Origin of the sequence: Pseudomonas triticifolii, from assembly GCF_014358015.1 — a bacterium.
Lineage (GTDB): Bacteria > Pseudomonadota > Gammaproteobacteria > Pseudomonadales > Pseudomonadaceae > Aquipseudomonas > Aquipseudomonas triticifolii.
The window spans coordinates 42,520-64,925 of sequence record NZ_JACONV010000024.1; the positions used below are offsets into that span (position 1 = coordinate 42,520).

General features: G+C 61.6%; 18 protein-coding genes. 12 read left to right on the forward strand and 6 right to left on the reverse strand.

Translation table 11 applies throughout. The features are described 5' to 3' along the window. Positions 1 to 6 precede the first annotated feature (6 nt). The 8 genes from H8S56_RS21580 to H8S56_RS21615 all read left to right on the forward strand — a co-directional run bounded on the left by H8S56_RS21580 (position 7) and on the right by H8S56_RS21615 (position 11,536). Positions 7 to 3,060: a serine/threonine-protein kinase gene (locus H8S56_RS21580; protein ID WP_187519724.1), complete on the forward strand. Its 3,054-nt coding sequence runs from the start codon at positions 7 to 9 to the stop codon at positions 3,058 to 3,060. Then, a complete protein-coding gene (locus tag H8S56_RS21585) occupies positions 3,060 to 3,776 on the forward strand; it encodes an ABC transporter ATP-binding protein (protein ID WP_187519725.1) in 717 nt (238 codons plus the stop codon). Before H8S56_RS21580 ends, H8S56_RS21585 begins: the two co-directional genes overlap by 1 nt. Beyond that, entirely contained in the window at positions 3,776 to 4,969 is a 1,194-nt protein-coding gene (locus H8S56_RS21590; RefSeq protein ID WP_187519726.1) for an ABC transporter permease, read from the forward strand. The genes H8S56_RS21585 and H8S56_RS21590 overlap by 1 nt, the downstream gene beginning before the upstream one ends. Next, positions 4,962 to 6,686 carry a formylglycine-generating enzyme family protein gene (locus H8S56_RS21595; RefSeq protein ID WP_024687066.1) on the forward strand — a complete coding sequence of 575 codons (1,725 nt, stop codon included), beginning with the start codon at positions 4,962 to 4,964 and terminating at the stop codon, positions 6,684 to 6,686. The genes H8S56_RS21590 and H8S56_RS21595 overlap by 8 nt, the downstream gene beginning before the upstream one ends. An 86-nt stretch (positions 6,687 to 6,772) precedes the next feature. Beyond that, entirely contained in the window at positions 6,773 to 7,714 is a 942-nt protein-coding gene (tagQ, locus tag H8S56_RS21600; protein WP_187519727.1) for a type VI secretion system-associated lipoprotein TagQ, read from the forward strand. Between the two features lie 89 nt (positions 7,715 to 7,803). After that, positions 7,804 to 8,709 (forward strand): hypothetical protein, encoded by a 906-nt coding sequence (locus H8S56_RS21605; RefSeq protein WP_024687068.1) that lies wholly within the window; start codon positions 7,804 to 7,806, stop codon positions 8,707 to 8,709. Further along, the gene (locus tag H8S56_RS21610; RefSeq protein WP_187519728.1) at positions 8,706 to 9,212 is read left to right on the forward strand and encodes a hypothetical protein; all 507 of its coding nucleotides are present in this window, start codon (positions 8,706 to 8,708) and stop codon (positions 9,210 to 9,212) included. The genes H8S56_RS21605 and H8S56_RS21610 overlap by 4 nt, the downstream gene beginning before the upstream one ends. 662 nt (positions 9,213 to 9,874) lie before the next feature. Beyond that, positions 9,875 to 11,536, forward strand: a complete 1,662-nt coding sequence (locus H8S56_RS21615) for an acyl-CoA synthetase (RefSeq protein WP_187519729.1) — start codon at positions 9,875 to 9,877, stop codon at positions 11,534 to 11,536. Here the strand turns inward: H8S56_RS21615 and H8S56_RS21620 are convergent. Beyond that, on the reverse strand, positions 11,503 to 12,315 hold the full coding sequence (locus tag H8S56_RS21620; RefSeq protein ID WP_187519730.1) for a hypothetical protein: 813 nt from the start codon (positions 12,313 to 12,315) through the stop codon (positions 11,503 to 11,505). The two genes, H8S56_RS21615 and H8S56_RS21620, sit on opposite strands and share 34 nt — an antisense overlap. A gap of 176 nt (positions 12,316 to 12,491) precedes the next feature. On the opposite strand from H8S56_RS21620, the gene H8S56_RS21625 reads away from it, so the two are divergent. Further along, on the forward strand, positions 12,492 to 14,423 hold the full coding sequence (locus H8S56_RS21625) for a RecQ family ATP-dependent DNA helicase (RefSeq protein ID WP_024695779.1): 1,932 nt from the start codon (positions 12,492 to 12,494) through the stop codon (positions 14,421 to 14,423). A 67-nt stretch (positions 14,424 to 14,490) separates the two neighbouring features. Here H8S56_RS21625 and H8S56_RS21630 read toward each other — a convergent pair whose 3' ends face one another. From H8S56_RS21630 to H8S56_RS21645, 4 genes are all read right to left on the reverse strand, one after another. After that, positions 14,491 to 14,973, reverse strand: a complete 483-nt coding sequence (locus H8S56_RS21630; protein WP_024687073.1) for a glycine zipper domain-containing protein — start codon at positions 14,971 to 14,973, stop codon at positions 14,491 to 14,493. 196 nt (positions 14,974 to 15,169) lie between these two features. Next, on the reverse strand, positions 15,170 to 17,506 hold the full coding sequence (locus H8S56_RS21635) for an FdhF/YdeP family oxidoreductase (RefSeq protein WP_187519731.1): 2,337 nt from the start codon (positions 17,504 to 17,506) through the stop codon (positions 15,170 to 15,172). Continuing rightward, positions 17,503 to 18,339 carry a formate dehydrogenase accessory sulfurtransferase FdhD gene (gene fdhD / locus H8S56_RS21640; protein ID WP_024687075.1) on the reverse strand — a complete coding sequence of 279 codons (837 nt, stop codon included), beginning with the start codon at positions 18,337 to 18,339 and terminating at the stop codon, positions 17,503 to 17,505. The genes H8S56_RS21635 and fdhD overlap by 4 nt, the downstream gene beginning before the upstream one ends. Before the next feature lie 102 nt (positions 18,340 to 18,441). Next, on the reverse strand, positions 18,442 to 19,323 hold the full coding sequence (locus tag H8S56_RS21645; protein WP_024687076.1) for a LysR family transcriptional regulator: 882 nt from the start codon (positions 19,321 to 19,323) through the stop codon (positions 18,442 to 18,444). A gap of 151 nt (positions 19,324 to 19,474) precedes the next feature. On the opposite strand from H8S56_RS21645, the gene lysM reads away from it, so the two are divergent. Further along, a complete protein-coding gene (gene lysM, locus H8S56_RS21650) occupies positions 19,475 to 19,927 on the forward strand; it encodes a peptidoglycan-binding protein LysM (RefSeq protein WP_187519732.1) in 453 nt (150 codons plus the stop codon). A 233-nt stretch (positions 19,928 to 20,160) separates the two neighbouring features. On the opposite strand, the gene yrfG is transcribed toward lysM, so the two are convergent. Then, positions 20,161 to 20,823 (reverse strand): GMP/IMP nucleotidase, encoded by a 663-nt coding sequence (gene yrfG, locus H8S56_RS21655; RefSeq protein ID WP_024694010.1) that lies wholly within the window; start codon positions 20,821 to 20,823, stop codon positions 20,161 to 20,163. Between the two features lie 98 nt (positions 20,824 to 20,921). On the opposite strand from yrfG, the gene nudE reads away from it, so the two are divergent. Both nudE and cysQ read left to right on the forward strand, forming a co-directional pair. Beyond that, positions 20,922 to 21,488, forward strand: coding sequence for an ADP compounds hydrolase NudE (nudE, locus tag H8S56_RS21660; protein ID WP_024686518.1), 567 nt, complete (start codon positions 20,922 to 20,924; stop codon positions 21,486 to 21,488). Next, complete coding sequence (cysQ, locus tag H8S56_RS21665) at positions 21,485 to 22,327, forward strand: 3'(2'),5'-bisphosphate nucleotidase CysQ (RefSeq protein WP_187519733.1); 843 nt, start codon at positions 21,485 to 21,487, stop codon at positions 22,325 to 22,327. Before nudE ends, cysQ begins: the two co-directional genes overlap by 4 nt. Positions 22,328 to 22,406: the final 79 nt, after the last annotated feature.

A 22,406-nucleotide genomic window follows, 5' to 3' on the forward strand; every position in this document is an offset into this window, starting at 1 on the left:
AAACACATGGGCATAGAGATTCCTGGGTTCGACATTGAAGGCGAGATTGGTGAAGGCGCCATGGCGACCGTTTACCTGGCGACCCAGCGCTCGCTGCAGCGCAAGGTGGCGCTCAAGGTCATGGCCGCTTCGCTGGCGGCCGACCCGAGCTTCTGCGAGCGCTTCTTGCGCGAAGGCCGCACGCTGGCCCGCTTGTCTCATCCTCATACCGTCACCATCCATGACATCGGCAACGTCGATGAGCTGTATTACATGGCCATGGAGTACCTGCCCAACGGCACGCTCAAGGAGCGCATTGCGTCCGGGCTGAGCGCCGAGCAGGGCCTGCAGTACATTCGCCAGATCGCCTCGGCACTGGGCTATGCCCATGAGCAAGGGCTGGTGCACCGCGACGTCAAACCCGCCAACATCCTGTTTCGCGCCGACGGCAATGCCGTGCTGTCGGACTTTGGCATCGCCAAGTCACTGGACGACCGCACGCAGTTCACCCAGGCCGGTTTCGCCGTGGGTACACCCAGCTACATGAGCCCTGAGCAAGCACGCGGCCAGGACATCGACGGTCGTGCCGATCTGTACGCGCTGGGTGTCGTGCTCTACGAAATCCTCGTCGGCGAGTTGCCGTTCAACGGTATCGATGCGTTGTCCACGGCGCTTGCCCATCTGACCGAGCCCTTGCCCGAGTTGCCGATTCATCACGGCCGTTATCAGGACATTCTCGGCCGTCTGCTGGCCAAGGACCCGGCCGACCGGTATCCGAACGCCAAGGCTTTGCTGGTTGCTCTGGATGCGCTTTCACTCAACGACACCGAGCGCACGGTATTCCAGCCGCTGGTCAAACCTGCGCCCGAGAAAGATGAGCTGGCAGGGCTGACGCCGGTGTCCATCGACATTCCGAGCGGGCCGCCGCCGCGTTCTGCGCCGACACCGCCACCTGCGCCCGACCTGACCCTTGAGAAAACCCCGGAGCCTGAAAAGCGCCGCATTCTGCCTTTGGCCTTGCTGGCGGTTGCCGTGGCAGCGGCCATTGGTGTGGGCGGCTACTGGTTTTTGCATGCGGATGCGCCCGTGACCAGAACCGATACCAGGACACCCACGAGCGCTGCGGCCACGCCACCTGTAACGCCGCCTGCCGGAACGCCGCCATCGGCCACGACGCAGGCCGCGTCACAGGGCACGACTGTGTCAACGCCCGACAGCGATGGCGGTCAGCGGCCGTTATTGATGCCCGGCAAGAAGACCCTGTTTCAACGCGTGCTGAGCAAGCCCGGTGCCCGTTTTGCCAGTGAACCCGGCGCAACGGCGGACAAGGCGTTGCCGGCCTTTTCGGTGCTGTATGTCTACCAGCGCCAGACAGTCGATGGCCGTGCCTGGTTGCGCGTGGGTGCAGCCAGTGACGGGCGCAGCGAAGGCTGGTTGCCCGCCGAGCAGGTCAGCGACTGGAAGCAGAGTCTGGTGCTCAAATTCACCGAGCGCTCGGGTCGTGCGCCGGTCATGTTCGTGCGTCAGCCGGAGCAGCTGGAAACGCTGATCGAAAACCCTGCAAAAGCGAAAAACCTGTTGCTCACGGCGCAGAAAAATCCGGAGGACAATGCTCAGGTGGTGGCGCTGGAACCGGCTGCCAGCGCCGTGCCGCAAGAGCAGTTTTACCTGCTGCCGATTTTCGAATCGCGGGAAAGCTTCGATGAAAACGGTCAGCCGGTTCAGTTGCTGAACGTGGCCTCGATCGATCCGGGCAACCTGCCGCAAAAGACCGCGGGCAACGAGGCCAGAAAACCGGTCAGTGCTGACGCATTCCGCACGGCGGTGGTGCTGGTGGTGGACACCTCCGTGTCGATGCAGCCCTACATCGACCGGGTGCGCGATGTGGTGCACGAGCTGCAGGAAAAGATCGGCCAGCGCGGCGAGCTGGACAGCGTCAGCTTCGGGCTGGTGGGCTTTCGCAACAACACCACCAGGACGCCTGGCCTTCAGTACCTGACCAAGACACTGGTAACGCTGGATCAGGGGCGCGATCCGCAGCGCTTCATGGAGTTGGCACAACAGGTCAAGGCCACCACGGTCTCCAGCCATGCCTTCAACGAAGACGCGTTTGCCGGTGTGATGCAGGCCGTTAATGGCATGGACTGGTCAGGTTATGGCGGGCGTCTGATCCTGCTGGTGACCGACGCCGGATCGCTGCGCAAGAACGACCCGCTGAGCAGCACCCAGATGAACGAAGCCGAAGTGCGCCAGGCCGCGCTCGGCAAGCAGATCAAGATTTACGCGTTGCACCTGCGCACCGATGCCGGCAAGAAGAACCACGCGTTCGCCGAGCAGCAATACCGCACCCTGACGGCCGATGCGAACCCGCAGATCGGCGACCTTTATGTGCCGGTCGAAGGCGGTGACGTACGCCGGTTCGGCGAGCGTGTCGACGAAATCGGTTCGTCGTTTGCCGACCTGGTGCATCACGTGCGCAGCAACCCTGCGCAAAGCGTACCGACGTTGACTGCCGCCCCGAGTGTCGCTGAGAAGTCGGCGGCCATCGGTTACGCCATGCACATGGATTTTCTGGGACGCAAATCGGCCAGCCAGGCCCCACAACTGGTCAGCGCCTGGACGGCTGACCGTGACGTGACCAACCTGTCGCTGCCAGCCTTTCAGGTCTGCGTGATGCTCACCAAGCTGCAACTCAACGACTTGCAGCAGTCGCTGAAACTGATCGTCGATGCGGCGCGCAAGACACAGACTTCGCCCAAGGATTTCTTCCAGGAAATCGCCAGCGCCAGTGCCTACATGAGCCGTGACCCATCAGCCTTGCGCAAGGGCGGCAACCTCGCTGAAGGCGGCGTGCTGGGCGAATACCTGGAAGGTCTGCCGTACCGCAGCAAGTCGCTGAACATGACTCAGGACCTGTGGCTGTCGCTGAGTGTGGCCGAGCAGGAAGACTTCATCGACGAGCTGGATTCGAAAATCCGCCTGTATGAAACCTTCCACAACGACCTGGCCAATTGGGTCCGTTTCGGCGATGCCGAGCCGGGTGATGCGCTGTACCGCGTTCCCTTGTCGACGCTGCCGTAATGCTGAACCTGCGCGAAGTGCACAAAACCCGGGGCCAGGGCAGCCAACGCTATCGCCTCGTGGTGCCGCGTCTGGAGCTCAAGGCCGGGCAGCATTATGCGCTGGTCGGCCCCAGCGGCTGTGGCAAAAGCACCTTGCTGGACATGCTGGCGCTGGTGTCGTCACCCGACCAGGTGCAACGTTTCGATTTCTCGACACCGAACGGCGAACACGACATCGGCAGTCTGTGGCGCGATGGGCGACACAATCAGTTGGCCGAGCTGCGCAGCCGCCATCTGGGCTATGTGCTGCAAACCGGTGGCTTGCTGGGCTATCTGGACGTTCGCGGCAACATCGATTTGTCACGCAGGCTGCTGGGCTTGAGCGACGACGGCACGGTCAAACGCCTGGCCGATCAGCTGGAAATCGGTGACCAGTTGCGCAAGAAACCGGCAGCGCTGTCGGTCGGGCAACGCCAGCGTGTGAGCTGTGCCCGGGCGCTGGCTCACGCGCCACAGCTGCTGCTGGCCGATGAGCCAACGGCTGCGCTGGACCCGCTCAACGCGTCACGCGTCATGCAACTGCTGCTGAACCAGGCCACCCGACAGCGAGCCTGCTGTGTGATCGCGACGCACGACGAGGCGCTGGTGCGCCACGCAGGCATGGTGGTGCTGCGCATCGAGTGCCGACGCGATACCGACGGCGGCGTGACCGCCACGCTTGCGGAGGCCTGCTGATGCGCACGGCCCTTGTCGCCAGCATGGCCTGGCAGGATTATCGCGCTGAAAGTCGGCTCTCGGCCTGCAGCGTGTTGGCGCTGGTGGCGGTGATCGCACCGTTGCTGGTGCTGTTCGGCCTTAAGTTCGGCCTGATCGGCAGCCTCACCGAACGGCTGGAACAGGACCCGGCCGTACGGGAAGTGATTCCGCTGGGCGGCGGGCGCTTCACCGCGCAGTTCATCGAGACCCTGGCCCAACGCCCGGAAGTCAGTTTTGTGCTGCCCCGTACCCGTCAGATTGCCGCGACGGCTGATCTGTCCGTAAACGGCCAGACGCTCAACGTCGAGATGATCCCGACCGCAGCGGGTGATCCGCTGTTGAACGGCTCGGCGACAACACAGCGCATGGACAGCGTGCTGCTGAGCAAGACCTCTGCCGAAAAACTCAATGCACAGGTGGGCGACTGGATCGAGGCTGCATTCAGTCGGCAGGTTGCAGGGACGGTGCAGACCCAACGCACACAGGTGCGCGTGCAGGCGATTCTGCCGCTGGAAAGCTTTCAGCGCGATGCGCTGTTTGCACCGCTGGCGTTTCTGGAAGCGGCCGAAGACTATCGCGATGGACGTGCCGTGACCGTCTTTGGCTGGGAAGGTGAGCCGCGCTCCGACAAGCCGCGCATTTACCCGGCGTTTCGTCTTTATGCACGCGGTTTGAACGATGTCGAACCGTTGCGTCGCTACTTCGCCGACAACGGCATTCTGGTGTCTACGCAGTCTCAGGCCATCGCCCAGGTGCAGTCCCTGAGCCGTAACCTGACGATCGTATTTTGGGTGATTGCCGGGCTGGCCGTGGCGGGTGCAGGTGCGGCGATCTTTGCCGGCGCGCTGGCGTCGGTCGAGCGCAAGCGTCGTGAGTTATCGGTGCTGCGGCTGCTGGGTTTCAGCACGGGCGGGCTGTTGTTGTTCGTCGTGCTGCAGGCGCTGTACAGCGGCACGCTCGCAGCGGTGTTGGGCGCCGCGTTGTACGGCGTCGCCGAGCTGGGCCTGAACCGGTTGTTTGTGCAGGTCGGCGGCGAATACGCCAGCCACCTGTTGCCTCATCACTATCTGGTGGCGCTGCTTGCTGTCCTGAGTGCCAGCACGGTCGCTGCGACACTGGGTGGCTTGCGTGTCGCACGTATCGAAGCTTCGGAAGGAATCAGAGATGTTTGAGTTGCGCAGGGCTGGTCTGGTGCTGGCGATGGCTGCACTGTGCGTATCGTCGTGGAGCGTTCAGGCCGACGACGATGACAAGCTGGACAACCCCAAGCCGCTGGCTGACGACATCAGCCTGCCGCTGCCTTGCGACGGCGAAATGGTCTTTCGCTACGTGTACATTCTGGCGCAGGGCAGCCTGGACGATCGCGAGATCAGCCTTGGCTACCCGTTCAGTGAGGGCGAGCCAGGCTACAAGCAGTCGTTCATCTCCGGTTATCGCCGGGACTTCATCAACGGTCAGTTCACCCTCAAGGATCTGCCCGCCGACTGGCGCAAGACCATCAGCCCGTTGCTGCCCAAAACCGATGCGGGCACGCCGCTCAAGCCGATGATGTATTTCATCGGCAAGTACGAAGTCACAGCGCGCCAGTACGCGCAGGTCATGTCGCAGGCGCAGTCGCTGGCCAGCGGCGAGCCCGCACCTGCCTGTGACGCACCGACCGGCATGGCGGGTCGTCTGCCCAAGGTCAAGCTGTCGCGTTTCGAGGCCGAGCGCTTTTCGGCGGTGTACAGCGCCTGGTTGATGAAATACCACCGCGAACTGCTGCCGGTCAGCGGACGCGGCACGGACGCAGAGGAGGGCGGAACCGGCTTTGTGCGCCTGCCGACTGAAGTGGAATGGGAATTTGCAGCGCGAGGCGCGCAGGCCGTGAGCCGCCAGGACATGGACGGCCGATTGTTTCCTCGCAGGCTTGAAGGCAGCGAAAGTGACGGCCCCTTGTCTGACTGGGCGGTATTCAATCAGGTCGCCGGAGGCACTGGGCAAGCCGCGCGCCTGATGCCGATCGGCACCAAACTGCCTAATCCGATCGGCATGTTCGACGTGATCGGCAACGCGGCGGAAATGGTTCAGGAGTCGTTCCAGCTGGTGCATGCCGGGCGTCGTCAGGGCGCTTATGGCGGCTTCGTGGCCAAGGGCGGCAACTACCTGGAAGGCGAGGGCACGCTGTTCACCGGCATGCGCCGCGAGTACCCGCTGTTTGCCGCCGACGGCTCCGAGCAGAGTAATGAAACCACCGGCTTTCGGGTGGCCATCGGCGCACTGTCTGCCCCGCGCTCACGCTACAAGGAGCTGTTCGAGCAATGGCAGAAGGAAGGTCGACTGGCATCCCTGACCGATGCCATCGACGATGCGCAGGACCCGACCAAACGTCTGGACAGTATCATCGCCGCCAGCGCCGATCCGCGCTTGCAGGCCGAGCTTGGGCTGGTCAACGAAGAGCTCAAGCGCAATGTCTCGCTGATCGCCCAGCAACGTGAAGAGGCGGCTGGCAACCTGATCCAGTCCGCTGCGCTGGTGGCGGAGACCATCAATAACTACAACATCCGCCTGACCAACCTGAAGAAGAGCCAGCAGCAGGCCCTCGCCGCCAAGGACGAGGCCAGCGCCAAGCTGTTCGGGACCGCCATCGATAACGGTCGCAGCGCGCTGGATGGCGCGGTAGCGATCTACATCGACAACCTGGCGACCGGCACGCGCTATACCGATGCGGTGATTCAGGCGCAGTTTCAGCGGATCAAAGAAGAACTCAATCGCAAGCCGATCATCGGCAAGAGCCTGGTCACTCGGGCGACGCTGTTCGTGCGTCATGTGGGCGAATACCGCCAGCAGAAACGCGCTGATCCGGAAACGATTGTGAAGCAATTGCTTGCATCGGCCAGTCAGCAATGACCGGCCGGTGTCTGGCAAGCACAGAGGGGACTCGGGCGGCATCAGGCCGCACCGGGCACGTCAAACCTAAAGAAGAGAACGCCACTATGCTTTTGTCCCGTAAACCCTTTGTCTCGGCCTCGAAAAGCCGTGCCTTGCTGCTGGCTACCGCCGGCTTCGGCGCTGTCTTGCTGACCGGTTGCGCAAGCTCCCCGGTTTCCAAAGTCGGTGCCAGCACCAAGGTCGAGTACTACCCGACCTGCTACGAGCCTGTGCAGCACCTGCGTCAGACCGACTCGGACATGACCAAGTCGGTCGCGACCGGCGCGGCACTGGGTGCAGTGGGCGGCGCGCTGGCGGGTGCCCTGACCGGCAACTCCGACAAGCGTGCGCGTAACGTTGCCATCGGTGCCGCAGGCGGCGCGCTGGTCGGCGGCGCAGCGGGTTATTACACCGAGCGTCAGAAGCAGATCACTGACGACAATGCACGTATCGCTTCCTACTCCTCGGACATCAACAAAAGCGCGTCCGACATCGACCGCAGCACGGCGTACGCCAAGGCTTCGCAGTCCTGCTACCAGCGTGAGTTCACCAGCCTGATCTCGGGTCGCAAGGCCAACACCATCAACGCCACCGAAGGCCGCAAGCGCCTTGCTGAAATCGTGGCCGGCCTGAAAGAGTCCAACGACCTGATCGCCGCGGTCAACGGTCGTGCCAGCGAAGACCTGAGCAGCTACACCCAGGCCTACGAGAAAGACCTGCAACAAGTGGGTGTGAAGCGCAACGACGTGGTGATCGTCGCCAATGCCGATACCGCACCGGTTGCGACCACTTCGACCAAGAAGACCGGCAAGAACACCAAGGCCAAGCAGCAGAAACTGCCTGACGTGCCGAAAGAAGCGGTCGGTACCGAGAAAAACCTGCAGCAGGCCAAGGTCAAGCAGGCCGAGAGCGCGCAGGTGGCGAGCGCTGGTCAATCCCAGGTCAACAGCATGTGCAAGAACCCTGACGTCGGCGATTGGGCTCCAGTGCCTTGCCCGAACGTTTGAGTACGTTGATGCCTAAGCATTGATCGACAGCTTCACCGGCCTCTTTGACGAGGCCGGTGAAGTACGTCGAACGGATTCAAGGAAGACTGATGTCCCAAGCCATGATCGGGTTGTACAACAGCCCTTCGCAGGTTCTGGCGCGCCAGAACATTGCAGCCAGAATCAACGTTCAACGTCTGTTTGCGTCCATCGATTCCGATCCGGGCATCGCAGGCGCAGGCGTCGTGTACATCGACAGCGACTTCAACGTCGTGACGCTTCGAGAATTCACGCCCATCTGCAGCATCAAGCCCAAGCGGCTGATCCTGCGGGAGGCCAAACGTAATATCGCGCCCCAGCAGTTCGCCCGCGAGGTGCAGACCAACCCTCGCGAGTCCCGTCTGCTGTACGAGGCGTTCAGTGCCACGATGTCTTGTGGCGGGGCGGTCCTGGGCTGGATCGCCGTCTTCGGTGGTGGCGCGGCCGTGCCGTTTTCGGGCGGTGCCAGCCTGGTCATCACCGCAATAGGCTACGCCTCGGCAGCCGCCAGCACTGCGCAGTGCGGTATCGGTCTGGCCCGCACCCTGAACGAAGTCAGGGCACCGGCCGCCAACGACAGGCTGGACGATTCAGAGTTGTATCAGGTCATCGCCTCGGTGCTGGACATTGCTTCCCTGTCGGGTGTCGGGGCCACGGGGCTGACCACCTACAAGTTGATGCAGGCGCGCAAAGCCGCTACCGGACGCAGCTGGTTCGACCTGACCAAGGAACTCAACCGGCAACAGCGCAAGGCGTTGACCGAAGAACTGCTGACGCTTCAGAACCCCAAGCTGACGTCCCGGTTGCTCAAGCTCAAGCAGCGCAGCGGGGAATTGCCGACACGCATGACGCCGACTCAACTCAAGCCGGCTACGGTCATCCAGTTGCAGGACGTGCTCAGCGTCGGGATGGGGCTGGTGGGCAGCAGCTACATGCAAAGCATCGCGGTCGGCCTGTATGAGGAAGTGACCGAATGACCGATCGTCATCATTACTTTGCTTTCAGAGCCCGTTACTTTCCGACATTTCTGGGCTCGATGTTGCTGATCACGTTCTCCATGGCCTTGGCCACGTCGCAGGTGTTCTACACCTGGTTCAACGAGGCGCAGGACGGCACAATCGTTCAGGTCATGGTGCTGATCGGCGCAGCGATGGTGCTGGCGCTGGGCGGTTTGCTGGTGACCCGAGGGCGTCGCGAGGGCTTCTGGGTGCTGGTCGCGATGCCCATCGTGAGCCTGTTGGCGGTGCTGCCGACCTTTCCGGGTTATGGCAGCGGCATCGAACTGTTTATCTATGCGCTTGGCCTGTTGCTCCCATTGCTGGGGCTGCTGATGCTCAACAGCCAGCGGCAACGGGAAATGCGCGCCGACTTCATCGCGCTCAGGATCGAACGCGAGCAGGCCTGTGCTGAGGCGGGTCGTCAGCAGGCACTGGAAAAGAATCGCGAAAAGCTGCGCAAGAACAAGGCGCGCGGCCGCTAGTCCATCGCAGACAGTCACGTTTGTGCAGGCAACAAAAAACCCGCCGAAGCGGGTTTTCCCAAGACCATCCCGACTTCCTGTCGGCCGCCTCCCAGGCGATGGTCGATCATCCTTGATCCTGGTGAACTCCCTGTTCACCACTTGTTGGATCCAATCATACGGCTCTTGTTGTCGGACAAAAATAGCCAACTGCCCCCAGGGCGTGTAAGCCTTTGGCTATACGAGGCCGTTGCAGCCCTGTTCCTCACTCAACATGACGCGACAATGTGACAAGTGATCAGTGATGGAACAGATGGTGTACATTTTTTGATCAGCGGCTCACTGAGCGGCAAGAAATCGCAGGCAATAAAAAACCCGCCGAAGCGGGTTTTTCCAAGACCATTCCAACTCCCTGTCGGCTGCCGTCCCGGCGATGGTCGATCGTCCCTGATCCTGGCGAGCTCCCTGCTCACCAGTTGTTGGATCCAATCTTACGGTCCTGGCGTAGACTCACAAAGAGCCAAACAGCTCGATTGCGTGTAAGCCATTGGCTATACGTGCGTGGGATCTATCCGAAGGTCTGATCACGCAAAACGTCACCGCACGCTATAACTGAGCACAGCAGCCTCGCGAAATCACCGGCCCATGTGGGTCCAGAGCTAACAATACGCCAAGGTGTTTCTATGTCGATCTTCCATCAGGGCCTTTCCAGAGGCCCGGCCAACCACATGGCGCTCACCCCGCTGAGTTTCATTGAACGCACCGCCGCGACGTACCCGGACTATCCGGCGGTGATCCACGGTGCAATTCGCCGTGACTGGGCGCAGACCTACCGCCGCTGTCGCCAGCTTGCGTCAGGGTTGAGCCAGTTGGGTGTGAAAAGTGGCGATACGGTTGCTGTCATGCTGCCCAACATTCCGGCCATGCTCGAGGTGCACTTTGGCGTACCGATGCTGGGTGCGGTGCTCAATACCCTTAATGTGCGACTGGATGCCACCGCCATTGCCTTCATGCTCAAGCACGGTGAAGCGCGGGTGTTGATCGCCGACCGTGAGTTTCATACCGTGGTGCATGCGGCCCTGGCCCTGCTGGACAACCCTCCGCTGTTGATCGACGTGGACGATCCCGAATACGGCGAAGGGCGGCCGTTGAGCGAACTGGACTACGACGCGCTGCTGGCCGCAGGCGACCCCGATTTCGAGTGGCAATGGCCGCAGGACGAATGGGCGCCGATCTCGCTGAACTACACCTCCGGCACCACCGGCGATCCCAAGGGTGTGGTCTATCACCACCGCGGCGCGTACCTGAATGCCATCGGCAACCAGATGGCCTGGGGCATGGGCTTGCATCCGGTTTACCTGTGGACGCTGCCGATGTTTCACTGCAACGGCTGGTGTTATCCCTGGACCATCACCGCGCAGGCGGGCACGCATGTGTTTTTGCGTCGGGTCGATCCTCAGAAAATCATCACGCTGATCAGCCAGCACACCGTCAGCCATTTATGCGGCGCGCCCATCGTGCTCAACGCCCTGGCCAATCTGCCCAACGCCGCCGACGTGGCGTTCGGTCATGCAGTCAATGCCATGACCGCAGGCGCCGCACCGCCTGCGCGGGTGATTGCCTCGGTCGAGGCGATGGGCATCTGCATTACTCACGCCTACGGGCTGACCGAAACCTACGGGCCGGTCACTGTCTGCGCCTGGAAAACCGAGTGGGATGAGCTGCCGGCGGACGAGCGGGCCTCAGTCAAGGCGCGTCAGGGCGTGCGTTACCCCACGCTTGAGGGCGTGATGGTCGCCGACCCGCTGACCCATCAGCCCGTGCCGAAGGACGGCCAGACCCTTGGCGAGATCTACATGCGCGGCAACACGGTCATGAAAGGCTATCTGGGCAATCAGAGCGCCACCGACAAGGCGTTCGAAGGCGGCTGGTTTCACTCCGGCGACCTGGCGGTCTGGCACGCCGACGGTTATCTGGAGATTCGTGACCGCAGCAAGGACATCATCATTTCCGGTGGCGAGAACATTTCCACCATTGAGGTCGAAGGCGTGTTGTACCGCCATCCGGCCGTTCTGGAAGCGGCCGTGGTTGCCAGGCCCGACGACAAGTGGGGCGAGACACCTTGTGCGTTCGTGACCCTCAAGGCGGGGTTGGACGAGGTGACGGGCGAGCAGATCATGCGGTTCTGTCGCGAACACCTGGCAGGCTTCAAGGTGCCGAAAACCGTGGTGTTCACGGCACTGCCGAAAACCTCGACCGGCAAGATCCAGAAATTTCTGCTGCGCGAGTGGGCGAAAAACGGTCAGACCGATCAGGGCGTGAAGGTCGAGGCTGCTTCACAGTAGCGCGCCTGGGCGTTCCTGCTCTGCGCGTCGCGATCACGACCGGCGCGGCGCGTCCATTCCTGGCACTGTTCGCGGAAATTGACTTCGGCTGATTTGCGACACTCGCGCCGCTCCACCGAGCGGGCGAGGAAGTTCTCGCACACGCTGTCGCCATCGATGGTGTTGTCGTAGATACGCCATTGCGCGCGGTAGCGGTTGCGCCCGTCCCACTCGCGTATGGACACCGTCGCGACCGTGTAAGGACGTGACGGACGGGATGAAGGGCGGGCGGCATCGGCTTTGAAGTCAGCCATGTAACCTGCAGACACCATACCTTTCGCCGGCTCGCTCTGAACCGGACGGGGCACCTGGCCGAATCGGCAGTTCAGGACACTTTCGTCGATGACATTGCCGTTTTTCAGGCAATTATCCAGTGGCTGCACCGTTGCGCTCGGCGCAGGCGTCGGCAGCACAGAGGGTTCCTGCCGCAGCGCAACGGGCGTCGCACGGGGCGTTTGCGGCGGCGGGGTTTCGATTTCAGCGGGCTGTACCGCCGGGGCAGGTTGCTCGACGGGCGGTGCAGGGGTTGCCTTGGGTTTGCGTAGATGCGAGGCGACCATGGTGCTCAGGCAAGCCACCACAATCAGCCCGGCCAGCCACAACGCGTAGGCGGGCTTTTTGCGCGTCGGGGGCAGCGCTTTTCGGTTGGGATGCGAGCCCAATACCACGTCGACCTGGCCAGGCACGAGACGCTGAATGCGGATAACCCCATCGTCCTCGGGCTGTTCTGTGGAATCCATCCCTGCTCCTTGAATCATCTGCCACGCACTGCCCACGCATCAGGCGCGAAATTTCAAGGCTATCGGCAAATGCTGCGATTTCTGAAATGTTTTGGGGGTGTATTCGTTCAGCCTGGCAGGCTATGGTCAGGTCCGTTTTGATTCAACCGCTTTGATTCAACAAGGAAACACCTTTAATGCATGAACGTCTTGAGCAGGTTTTCGGGTACTCGCAGTTTCGTCCGGGGCAGGAGGCTGCCATCAGCGCGGTGCTGGCGGGTCGTTCTGCTGCTGCGATTTTTCCGACCGGCTCAGGCAAGTCGCTCTGTTACCAGTTGCCTGCACTGATGTTGCCGCACCTCACGCTGGTGGTTTCACCGTTGCTGGCGCTGATTCAGGACCAACTGGCCTTTTTGCAGCGTCATGGCATCCCGGCCGCGAGCATCGATTCGGCGCAGAGCCGCGAAGACGTCGCGCAGGTCATGGCAAAGGCGCGTTCAGGCGAACTGAAAATCCTGATGATCTCCGTTGAGCGCCTCAAGAACGAGCGTTTCCGGCAGTTCATTACCCAAGTGCCCATCTCGCTGCTGGTGGTGGACGAGGCGCACTGCATTTCCGAGTGGGGTCACAACTTTCGGCCCGATTACCTGAAATTGCCCGACTACCAGCGCGAATTCAACATCCCGCAAACCCTGCTGCTGACGGCCACGGCTACGCCGCAGGTGATCATCGACATGCAGGACAAGTTCACCATCGCGCCGGACGACGTGGTGACCACCGGCTTCTATCGCCCCAATCTGCACCTGTGGGTCGAGCCGGTCAGCGGGCATGACAAGCGCCAGCGACTGGTCGAGTGGCTGAGCGTGCGAAGCGGTCAGCCGACCATCGTCTACGTCACGCTGCAAAAGACGGCCGAACATATCGCCGCGCACCTGCAACAAAACGGGCTGCCAGCCAGTGCCTATCATGCCGGGTTGCCCAACGATAAGCGCGAGGCCATCCAGAAGCAGTTCATGGGCGGCGGCCTGAACTGCATTGTTGCGACCATCGCGTTCGGCATGGGCATCGACAAGAGCGACATCCGTAATGTGGTGCATTTCGACCTGCCCAAGTCCATCGAGAACTACAGCCAGGAAATCGGCCGGGCAGGGCGCGACGGGGCTGCGTCCGATTGCCTGGTGCTGGCCAACCGCGACAGCCTCAACGTGCTGGAAAACTTCGTCTACGGTGACACGCCGGAGCGCGAGGGAATCGTCCGGGTGCTGGAAGACCTGCTCAGTGCTGGCCACGACGGGCAGTGGGAGTTTCTGCTGAACCCGCTGGCGGATCTCAGCAACATCCGCCAGCTACCGCTCAAGACGCTTCTGGTGCAACTGGAGCTGCGCGGGATCATCGCGCCACGCTACGCCTATTTCGCTGAATATCGCTTCAAATTCCTGATCGAGCCAGGCGAGTTGATGACGCGCTTCGAGGGCGAGCGGCGCCAGTTCGTCGAGGCTGTGATTCAGACGTCCAGCCGCGCACGCACCTGGGCGACCGTGGATTTCGACGCGCTGTACCAGCAATACGGCGCCGAGCGCGCACGGGTGGTCAAGGCGCTGGACTACTTTCAGGAAAAGGGCTGGATCGAACTGGAAAGCAAGCAGATGACCGAGGTCTACAGCGTGCTGCGCACTGACTTCGATGTGAAGGCGCTAAGCAGTGAGCTGCATCGCTACTTCAGCGATCACGAAGCCACAGAGGTCGCCCGTATCCATACGATGCTGGACGTGTTCGCCAGCGATCACTGCCTGACCCACCGCCTGGCGCAATACTTTGGCGACCACAACGCGCCGCAGCGTTGCGGGCATTGCTCGGTGTGCCATGGTCAGGTCGCCCACCTGCCAGAACCTCCCGCGCTCCCGGCGCTGGAGACGCGGGACTTTCAAGCGTTATGTGGAGCGTTCATCCGCAAGCATCAGGACTACAGCGGCCAGCCGCCCAGCGTCGAATGCCTGACGCGTTTTCTGTGCGGCATCAGTGTGCCGTTGTTCACCAAGCTCAAGGCCCGCGCCACCTCAGGATTCGCCGAGCTGGAAGATTATCCCTACGCGCAGTTACGGGCGTGGGTGCAGAGCAGGGCAGGCTGAACGGATTGCGGCCCCTGAACGAAAACCGGCCGCTCAAGAGCGGCCGGTTATTCATGCGTTCTGACGATCAACGATCACGGTAGTAACCACGACCATGCTTGCGATGGCCGTAATGCTTGCCACGGTTGCCATGGCCACGGTATTCACGACGGTCATCACGACCACCGCGGTAGCGGCGATCATCATCGCGGCTTTCGTTACCCATGTAGTTGCCAAGTGCCGCGCCACCGCCGCCGCCGACGGCCGAGCCGATCAGGCTGCCGGTGTTGCCGCCTACGCTGCGACCGACCACGTTACCGCCTGCAGCGCCCAGACCGCCGCCAATGGCTGCTTCTGTACGGTTGTGACGGTTTGCACCGACTGCACCGCCCGCTGCGCCGCCCAGGCCTGCGCCAATCGCTGAACCGGTGCTACCGCCGATCTGCTGACCGACGACCGAACCGAGTACCCCACCCAATGCTCCGCCTACACCCGCCGTCACGTTATCGCCTGCTGAGGCGAAACCGGTGGCCAGGGTAAGAGACAACAACAGTATCGAGGAATACTTCATGTAGGGAATCTCATAGGGATGACGGCGCGATCTTGGTGTCAAGTGAAGAATGTAGCAATGTAAATCCGACGAGTAACACGACTGCAACACAAACAGCTAAGTTACTGTTTTGGAAGAGGAACTTAATTCAGAAAGTGCAGTCATAGGCTACTTGTGACAGGCCCGTTTCCAGCGAAACGGGCCTTTTTTGTGGGCGTCAGATAATGCGCGCCGACTCGGCAGAACGCTCAAGACGAATGGCCACGAACTTGGACGTCGGCGTGCTGCTGCCGTCGCCAACGCTTTCCAGCGGCACCAGAGGGTTGACCTCCGGGTAGTACGCGGCAGCCTGACCGGCCGGGATATCGAACGGCAGCAAGGTGAAACCCTTCACACGGCGTTCGCGGTTATCGCTCCAGATCGAGATCAGGTCGGCCTTCTGGCCTGGCTGGAAGCCCAAACGGATGATGTCGGCCTCGTTGACGAACAACACGTCGCGCTGACCTTTCACGCCGCGATAGCGGTCGTCCAGGCCATAGATGGTCGTGTTGTACTGATCGTGCGAGCGCATGGACTGCATGATCAGGTCCGGGACCAGACCGGTAGAGCTGATGTCCTCGTGCAGCAAGGTGCTTGGCAGTTTGTTGGGCTTGAAATTAGCGCGGGTGGACGCGGTGTTCCAGCGGCGCGCGCCCGCTGCGTTGCCCAGGTAGAAGCCGCCCGGATGCTTGATGCGTTCGTTGAAGTCCTTGAAGCCTGGAATGGTATCGGCGATCAGGTCGCGAATCCGGCTGTAGTCCTCGGCCAGCCACAACCAGTCGACAGGTTGCTTGCCGAGCGTGGCATTGGCGATGCCGGCCAGAATGGCAGGCTCGGAGCGCATCTTTGAAGAGATAGGCTGCAGTTGACCGTTCGAGGCGTGAACCATGCTGAACGAATCTTCCACGGTGACCGCTTGCGGGCCGTTGGCCTGCACATCGATGTCGGTACGGCCGAAGCATGGCAGGATCAGCGCGTCCTTACCGTGGAACAGGTGGCTGCGGTTGAGCTTGGTGCTGATCTGCACGGTCAGCTCGCAGTTGCTCAAGGCTTCAGCGGTGCGATGGCTGTCCGGCGTGGCCTGGGCAAAGTTGCCGCCCAGCGCGATGAAGACTTTCGAACGACCTTCGGCCATGGCATGAATGGCCTCGACCACGTTGTGGCCATTCTCGCGGGGCACCTTGAACTGGAAGCGTTTTTCCAGCGCGTCGAGCAGAAATACCGGCGGGCGCTCGTTGATACCCATGGTGCGGTCGCCCTGCACGTTACTGTGACCACGTACCGGGCACAGGCCTGCGCCCGGCCTGCCGATGTTGCCGCGCAGCATCATCAGGTTGGCGATTTCCTGAATGGTCGCCACCGAATGGCGATGCTGGGTAATACCCATCGCCCAGCACATGATGACGTTCTTGCCCGTCGCGTACATGCGTGCCGACTGCTCGATATCGGTCAACGGCAGACCCGATTGCTCGACGATCTCGTCCCACGACGTGTCGTCGAGAGCGGCCAGGTAATCCAGTACGTTTTCAGTGTGTTCGTTCAGGAACGCGTGGTCGAACACCGACGGCGCGTTGTTGAGTTGCGCCTCGCGCTCCCATTGCAGCAGGTACTTGGCCATGCCGCGCAGCAGCGCCATGTCGCCACCCAAGGCAGGGCGGAAATAAGCGGTGTTGGTCGGGCGGTCGCCGTTGGTGAGCATTTCCACCGGGTGTTGCGGGTGCTGGAAACGCTCCAGACCGCGCTCTTTGAGCGGGTTCACGCAAACAACCTGTGCGCCACGCTTCACGGCTTCGCGCAGCGGTTCCAACATACGCGGGTGGTTGGTGCCGGGGTTCTGGCCCAGCACGAAAATCGCGTCGGCGTGCTCGAAGTCATCGAAGGTCACCGTGCCTTTGCCTACGCCCACGCTTTGCGACAACGCAACGCCACTGGCTTCGTGGCACATGTTCGAGCAGTCCGGGAAGTTGTTGGTGCCATAGGCACGTACGAACAACTGATACAGGTACGCCGCTTCGTTGCTGGCGCGGCCCGAGGTGTAGAACTCGGCCATGTTCGGGCTGGGCAGGTTGTTCAGGTGTTTAGCGATCAACGCGAACGCGTCGTCCCACGCAATGGGCTTGTAACGGTCGGTCTCGGCGTCGTAAACCATCGGCTCGGTCAGACGGCCCTGATACTCAAGCCAGTAGTCGCTCTGCTCCAGCAGCGCGGTGACGCTGTGCCGGGCGAAGAAGGCCGGGTCCACGCGACGTTTGGTGGCTTCCCAGTTGACCGCCTTGGCGCCGTTCTCGCAGAACTTGACCATGCCGCTTTCCGGCGAGTCGCCCCATGCGCAACCCGGGCAGTCGAAACCGCCGTTCTGGTTGGTTTTGAGCATCATGCGCAGGTTCTTCAGCGCGTTGTCGCTGCCCAGCCAGGCCTGCGTCACGCTGATCAGTGCGCCCCAACCTCCAGCCGCACCTTTGTATGGCTTGTAGCGGGGTGTAGGTGTCTTGTCGGCTTGGTGATGAGTGCTCACGCTTGAATCTCCATCGCAGGGCTATAGACCCGCGGCGCACTGTGCTGCGGCAGGTGAATTAAATTGAGGTTATGACGGCGTGCCCATTGCAGGGCCAGGCCGGTGGGCGAGGACAGGCTGACCAGTGTCTGGATGCCCGCGCGCAGGACTTTCTGGATCAACTCCAGGCTGCAGCGACTGGTCACGATGGCAATGCCGCCCGCCAGAGGAATGTCCTGGCGGATGAGCGCGCCGATCAGTTTGTCCAGCGCGTTATGGCGTCCGATGTCTTCGCGACCCAGCAGTAACTGGCCTGTACCGTCCATGAAGATGGCGGCATGCACGGCGCCGCAATGTTGACCTAAGGGCTGAAATTCGCCGATGCGCTGGCGCAGGCCTTCCAGCCATTGGGCCGGCGGCAGGGGAGCACCGGGCAGGACATCAAGTTCCGGCAGCGCTTGCTCGACCGCTTCGACACCGCACAGACCGCAGCCGCTGGTGCCTGCCAGTTGGCGACGTTGCTGCTTGAGTTCCCAGAACGCACGGCTGGCGATTTCCACCTCGGCCTGCATCGCCGAGCCGCAGCCGCTGAGCTTGAAATCGTAGATTTCATCGCGTGAGGCAATGATGCCGCTGCCCAGGCTGAAGCCGACGATGAAGTCTTCAAGGTCAGTCGGGCTGACCAGCATGACGGCCTGACTGATGCCGTTATAGGCGATCGCCAGCGCCACTTCCTCGGCAAGTTCAGTGCGCGCGCCATCCTGACCCTCAAGGGTCGCGTAGCGATAGGACTGGCTGGCTTCGGGCGCGGGTGCGAGAGCAGGCGCCGTGCCGATTGTGCGCTTGGCGTGCATGGGCTGAGATACCGGCAGATTGACACCTACAGACTAGGCCTGTTGTCCGGAATCGTCTAATCGCTAGTTCCAATGCACCGATAGATGACGTCGATCAATGCGTCAGCGTGGTAATTGCGCTATCAGCGCAAAGCACGCCTCGGCCAATGCCGAGCGTGGCGCACTGCGGCGCATGATCAGCCCCAGTTGGGCCAGCGTGCGGGCATCGGCAATCGGGTGCATGGCCAAGTGCTCGGTCAGCGTCTCCAGCCCGCCGTCCAGTGGCATGACCGCGCAGCAAAGGCCGCCATGTACGGCCTGCAATAACTGATGAACGGCATCGGTCTGCAGCAACGGCTGAGGTTGCAGGCCACGGCTGTGGAAGTTGTGATCGATGGATTGGCGAAAATGCATGCCGCTGGTGAGCATGCCCAATGGCAACTCGACCAGATCCGCCCAGCTCAGCGGCGTATCGCCGAAGGTGAAATGTCGCCGGTCGTACATCAGGCCCATTTTTGTGTCGTCCAGCGCCAGCGAGTCGAAACGGTCGTTATCCAGGCGCTCCAGATACGAGACGCCCAGGTCGATACGGTTGCTCGCCAGTTGCTCCAGCACCTGCTCGGAACTGAGCGATGACAGCTCGAAACGCAGGTTCGGGTGCATCTGATGCAGCCGGTGCAGCAGCGGCAAGGGGTCGAAGCTCGACAGTGGCACCACGCCCAGGCGCAACGTACCCACCAGATGACCCCGGCAGGCGGCTGCCTCGGCCTGCAACCCGTCATAGGCCGCCAGCACCGTGCGCGCCCAGGCCAGTACACGCTCGCCGGGTGCAGTGAAGCCTTCAAAACGCTGGCCGCGGTTGACCAACGGCAAGCCCAACTCTTCTTCCAGATTGCGCAACCGCATCGACAGCGTGGGCTGGGTGATATTGCAGCGCGCAGCCGCTTGCCCGAAGTGACGCGTTTCGTCGAGGGCGATCAGGAATTTGAGTTGCTTGATGTCCATGTTCACTCCGGTGGTCGAGCCAGGCTCCCGATTCTACGCGTTCAGGGCCAATGGTGGTCGAGCGACGTTGGTCGGAACGCTGCAGGCCCCGGTTTATAAGGACTATGGTTGAGTGTGCAAGTCTGACAACTCACGTAAGGAGAATCGGATAATGAGTATTTGGAGTTTTGTGAAAGAAGCGGGCGAGAAGATCCTTGATGCGATCACGCCTGGCAACGCCAACGCAGATGAAGTCCTGAAACATCATATTTCCAAGGTTGGATTGGGCAACCCCAACATTCAGACAGAGGTTCAGGGCGGCACCGTCATCGTCAAGGGCGAGGCGACCAGTCAGGAGGAGAAGGAGAAGATTCGGGTCACGCTGGGCAATATCGAAGGCGTCGAGAAAGTGGACGACCAGATGACTCTGGCCGCTGGCAGCGCGACCGCCGCAAGTGCCGAGTCCAGATTCTATGAGGTCAAGAAAGGCGACACGCTCAGTGCGATTTCAAAGCAGATGTACGGCGACCCGAACAAGTACCAGAAAATCTTCGACGCCAACAAGCCCATGCTCGAGCATGCGGACAAGATTTACCCGGGGCAGACGTTGCGTATTCCTGAGTAAGTGGCGTCTCGGGCAAATGACTGCTGCCTACGCTCCGCGCCCATCGTTATACACACCTCTCGCTGCAACCAACGGACTGTGGGAGGCGGCTTGCCGGCGATGCTTTTTCTGAATCGATCTATCGGTGCCTGATCTGACCCCATCGCCGGCCAGCCGCCTCCCACGGTTATGCATTCAGTCAGGCACTTTTGTTTTGGCTTTGTTTTGTGCGCCTTCCGAGCGTCCGTAGGCCCTCACAACCCCTTGATCAACTCCCGGTAATCTCCGACAGCGGCAAATTCTTCGGTGTCTTTCGGGGCTTTCTGGCTGTTGGGCTGGCTGACGGCAAGCAAGTGCGCGACACCGAAATGACCGGCGCTGCGCAGGATCGGCAGGGTGTCGTCGATGAACAGGCTGCGGGCCGGGTCGAACGCGGTCTCGGCATGGAGTGCGTCCCAGAACTGCTGGTTTTCCTTAGGGAAGCCATAGTCATGGGAACTGATCAAACGCTCGAAGTAGGGCGCCAGCTCGATCCGCTCCATCTTCAACGACAACGAGTCGCGGTGTGCGTTGGTGATCATGATCACCCGCTTGCCCGCCTGCCTGAGCGCTGCCAGAAAGGTTTCAGCGTCCGGGCGCAAGGCAATCATGTGCGCGATTTCGCGCTTCAGGTCGCGCACCGACAGCTTCAGCTCGGCGCTCCAGAAATCCAGGCAGTACCAGTTAAGGGTGCCGGCGTTGCGCTCGAACAATGGCTGCAATTCCAGCCAGGCCATGGCGAAGCTGATGCCATGCAGCTCGGCATAACGTTGTGGCAGGTGCTGCAACCAGAAGTGGTCGTCGTAATGCAGGTCGAGCAACGTGCCGTCCATATCCAGCAGGACGGTATCGATTTCGCTCCAGGGCATGGAAAGCATTCAGGCCTCGCGAAGGTGGGTCAGGTGAGTGAGCATATCCGACACAGACATTCGGAAAAGCCACGGTATAGTACCCCGTCCATGTGAAGGAGCCTGTCATGCGTCAGAAACCTACCGTTCTCGCCCGCGCCATCGTCGCCAGCAGTCGCCTGTTCCGCGTCGAAGAGCTGCAACTGCGCTTTGCCAACGGCGTTGAGCGCACTTACGAACGGCTGGTCGGCAGAGGCGCGGGTTATGGCGCGGTCATGATTGTGGCAATGCTCGATGCCGACCACGCGATTCTGATCGAAGAGTATTGCGGCGGCACCGATGAGTACGAGCTGTCCTTGCCCAAAGGCCTGATCGAACCGGGCGAAGACATCCTCGCCGCCGCCAATCGCGAGCTCAAGGAAGAAGCCGGTTTCGGCGCGCACCAACTGGAACACCTGACCGAGCTGTCGCTGTCGCCCGGTTACATGAACCAGAAAATTCAGGTGGTGCTGGCCACCGAGCTTTACGAGGAACGGCTTGAAGGCGATGAACCCGAGCCGATTCGCGTGGACAAGATCAACCTGCGGGAGCTGGCGAGCCTGGCCCAGAATGCACAGTTCAGCGAAGGGCGTGCCCTGGCTGCGCTGTACCTGACCCGCGACGTGCTGACTCAACGTGGACTCTTTCAACCATGACCGACCCGTTCGCCAACCTGCCGCACCCGCTGCTTGCTCCCGTGATCGAACTCGCACGCCTGGCGGGCGAAGCGATCCTGCCGTTCTGGCGCGCCAACGTCAGCGTGACCTCCAAAGCCGATGACTCGCCTGTCACCGCAGCTGATCTGGCAGCCCATCAGGTGCTGGTCGAAGGCTTGCAGGCGCTGGACCCGACGATTCATGTGTTGTCCGAGGAAGACGCCGACATCCCGTTCAGCGAGCGCGCGACCTGGGAGCGCTGGTGGTTGGTCGATCCGCTGGACGGCACCAAGGAATTCATTTCCGGCAGTGAAGAGTTCACGGTCAACGTCGCCCTGATCGAGCGCGGGCACGTGGTGTTTGGCGTGGTGTCCATGCCGACCAATGATCGCTGTTATTTCGGCGGCGCAGCACTGGGCGCATGGCGCAGTGACAGCCCCGAGCATTGCGAGCCGATTCAGGTCAGACAGACGCTACAGACCGGGCAGGCCTTTACCGTGGTCGCCAGTCGCAGGCACTCAAGCCCTGAACAGGAGCATCTGTTGGCCGGTCTGGCAGCGGGTCTTGGGCCGCTGCAACTGACCAATATTGGCAGCTCGTTGAAGTTCTGCCTGTTGGCTGAAGGCGCGGCCGACTGCTATCCGCGTCTTGCCCCGACCTCGCAATGGGACACCGCTGCAGCGCAAGGCGTGCTTGAAGGCGCGGGCGGCGAAGTCCTGCAGCTCGACGGCCTGCGCTTCTCCTATCCTGCCCGCGAGTCGCTGCTCAATCCGTTTTTCCTCGCGCTGCCAGCCAAGGCCGAGTGGCGTGAGAAACTGCTGGTACTGGCGCAGTCCTGATCCGATCGTTGCTCAGGCCCTGCGCTATCGCGATGCGCAGGTCTGGCTGTTGTGCGCTTGCTCGCGAATAGAACAGTAC

What these genes read in the sequence shown, in the direction of transcription:
- nudE (WP_024686518.1), top strand. Translation starts at nt 20,922, where the DNA reads ATGCGTCAGAAACCTACCGTTCTCGCCCGCGCCATCGTCGCCAGCAGT.
- H8S56_RS21580 (WP_187519724.1), top strand. Translation starts at nt 7, where the DNA reads ATGGGCATAGAGATTCCTGGGTTCGACATTGAAGGCGAGATTGGTGAA.
- lysM (WP_187519732.1), top strand. Translation starts at nt 19,475, where the DNA reads ATGAGTATTTGGAGTTTTGTGAAAGAAGCGGGCGAGAAGATCCTTGAT.
- H8S56_RS21615 (WP_187519729.1), top strand. Translation starts at nt 9,875, where the DNA reads ATGTCGATCTTCCATCAGGGCCTTTCCAGAGGCCCGGCCAACCACATG.
- H8S56_RS21585 (WP_187519725.1), top strand. Translation starts at nt 3,060, where the DNA reads ATGCTGAACCTGCGCGAAGTGCACAAAACCCGGGGCCAGGGCAGCCAA.
- H8S56_RS21605 (WP_024687068.1), top strand. Translation starts at nt 7,804, where the DNA reads ATGTCCCAAGCCATGATCGGGTTGTACAACAGCCCTTCGCAGGTTCTG.
- H8S56_RS21625 (WP_024695779.1), top strand. Translation starts at nt 12,492, where the DNA reads ATGCATGAACGTCTTGAGCAGGTTTTCGGGTACTCGCAGTTTCGTCCG.
- tagQ (WP_187519727.1), top strand. Translation starts at nt 6,773, where the DNA reads ATGCTTTTGTCCCGTAAACCCTTTGTCTCGGCCTCGAAAAGCCGTGCC.
- H8S56_RS21595 (WP_024687066.1), top strand. Translation starts at nt 4,962, where the DNA reads ATGTTTGAGTTGCGCAGGGCTGGTCTGGTGCTGGCGATGGCTGCACTG.
- yrfG (WP_024694010.1), bottom strand. Translation starts at nt 20,823, where the DNA reads ATGCTTTCCATGCCCTGGAGCGAAATCGATACCGTCCTGCTGGATATG.
- H8S56_RS21630 (WP_024687073.1), bottom strand. Translation starts at nt 14,973, where the DNA reads ATGAAGTATTCCTCGATACTGTTGTTGTCTCTTACCCTGGCCACCGGT.
- H8S56_RS21645 (WP_024687076.1), bottom strand. Translation starts at nt 19,323, where the DNA reads ATGGACATCAAGCAACTCAAATTCCTGATCGCCCTCGACGAAACGCGT.
- cysQ (WP_187519733.1), top strand. Translation starts at nt 21,485, where the DNA reads ATGACCGACCCGTTCGCCAACCTGCCGCACCCGCTGCTTGCTCCCGTG.
- fdhD (WP_024687075.1), bottom strand. Translation starts at nt 18,339, where the DNA reads ATGCACGCCAAGCGCACAATCGGCACGGCGCCTGCTCTCGCACCCGCG.
- H8S56_RS21590 (WP_187519726.1), top strand. Translation starts at nt 3,776, where the DNA reads ATGCGCACGGCCCTTGTCGCCAGCATGGCCTGGCAGGATTATCGCGCT.
- H8S56_RS21610 (WP_187519728.1), top strand. Translation starts at nt 8,706, where the DNA reads ATGACCGATCGTCATCATTACTTTGCTTTCAGAGCCCGTTACTTTCCG.
- H8S56_RS21620 (WP_187519730.1), bottom strand. Translation starts at nt 12,315, where the DNA reads ATGGATTCCACAGAACAGCCCGAGGACGATGGGGTTATCCGCATTCAG.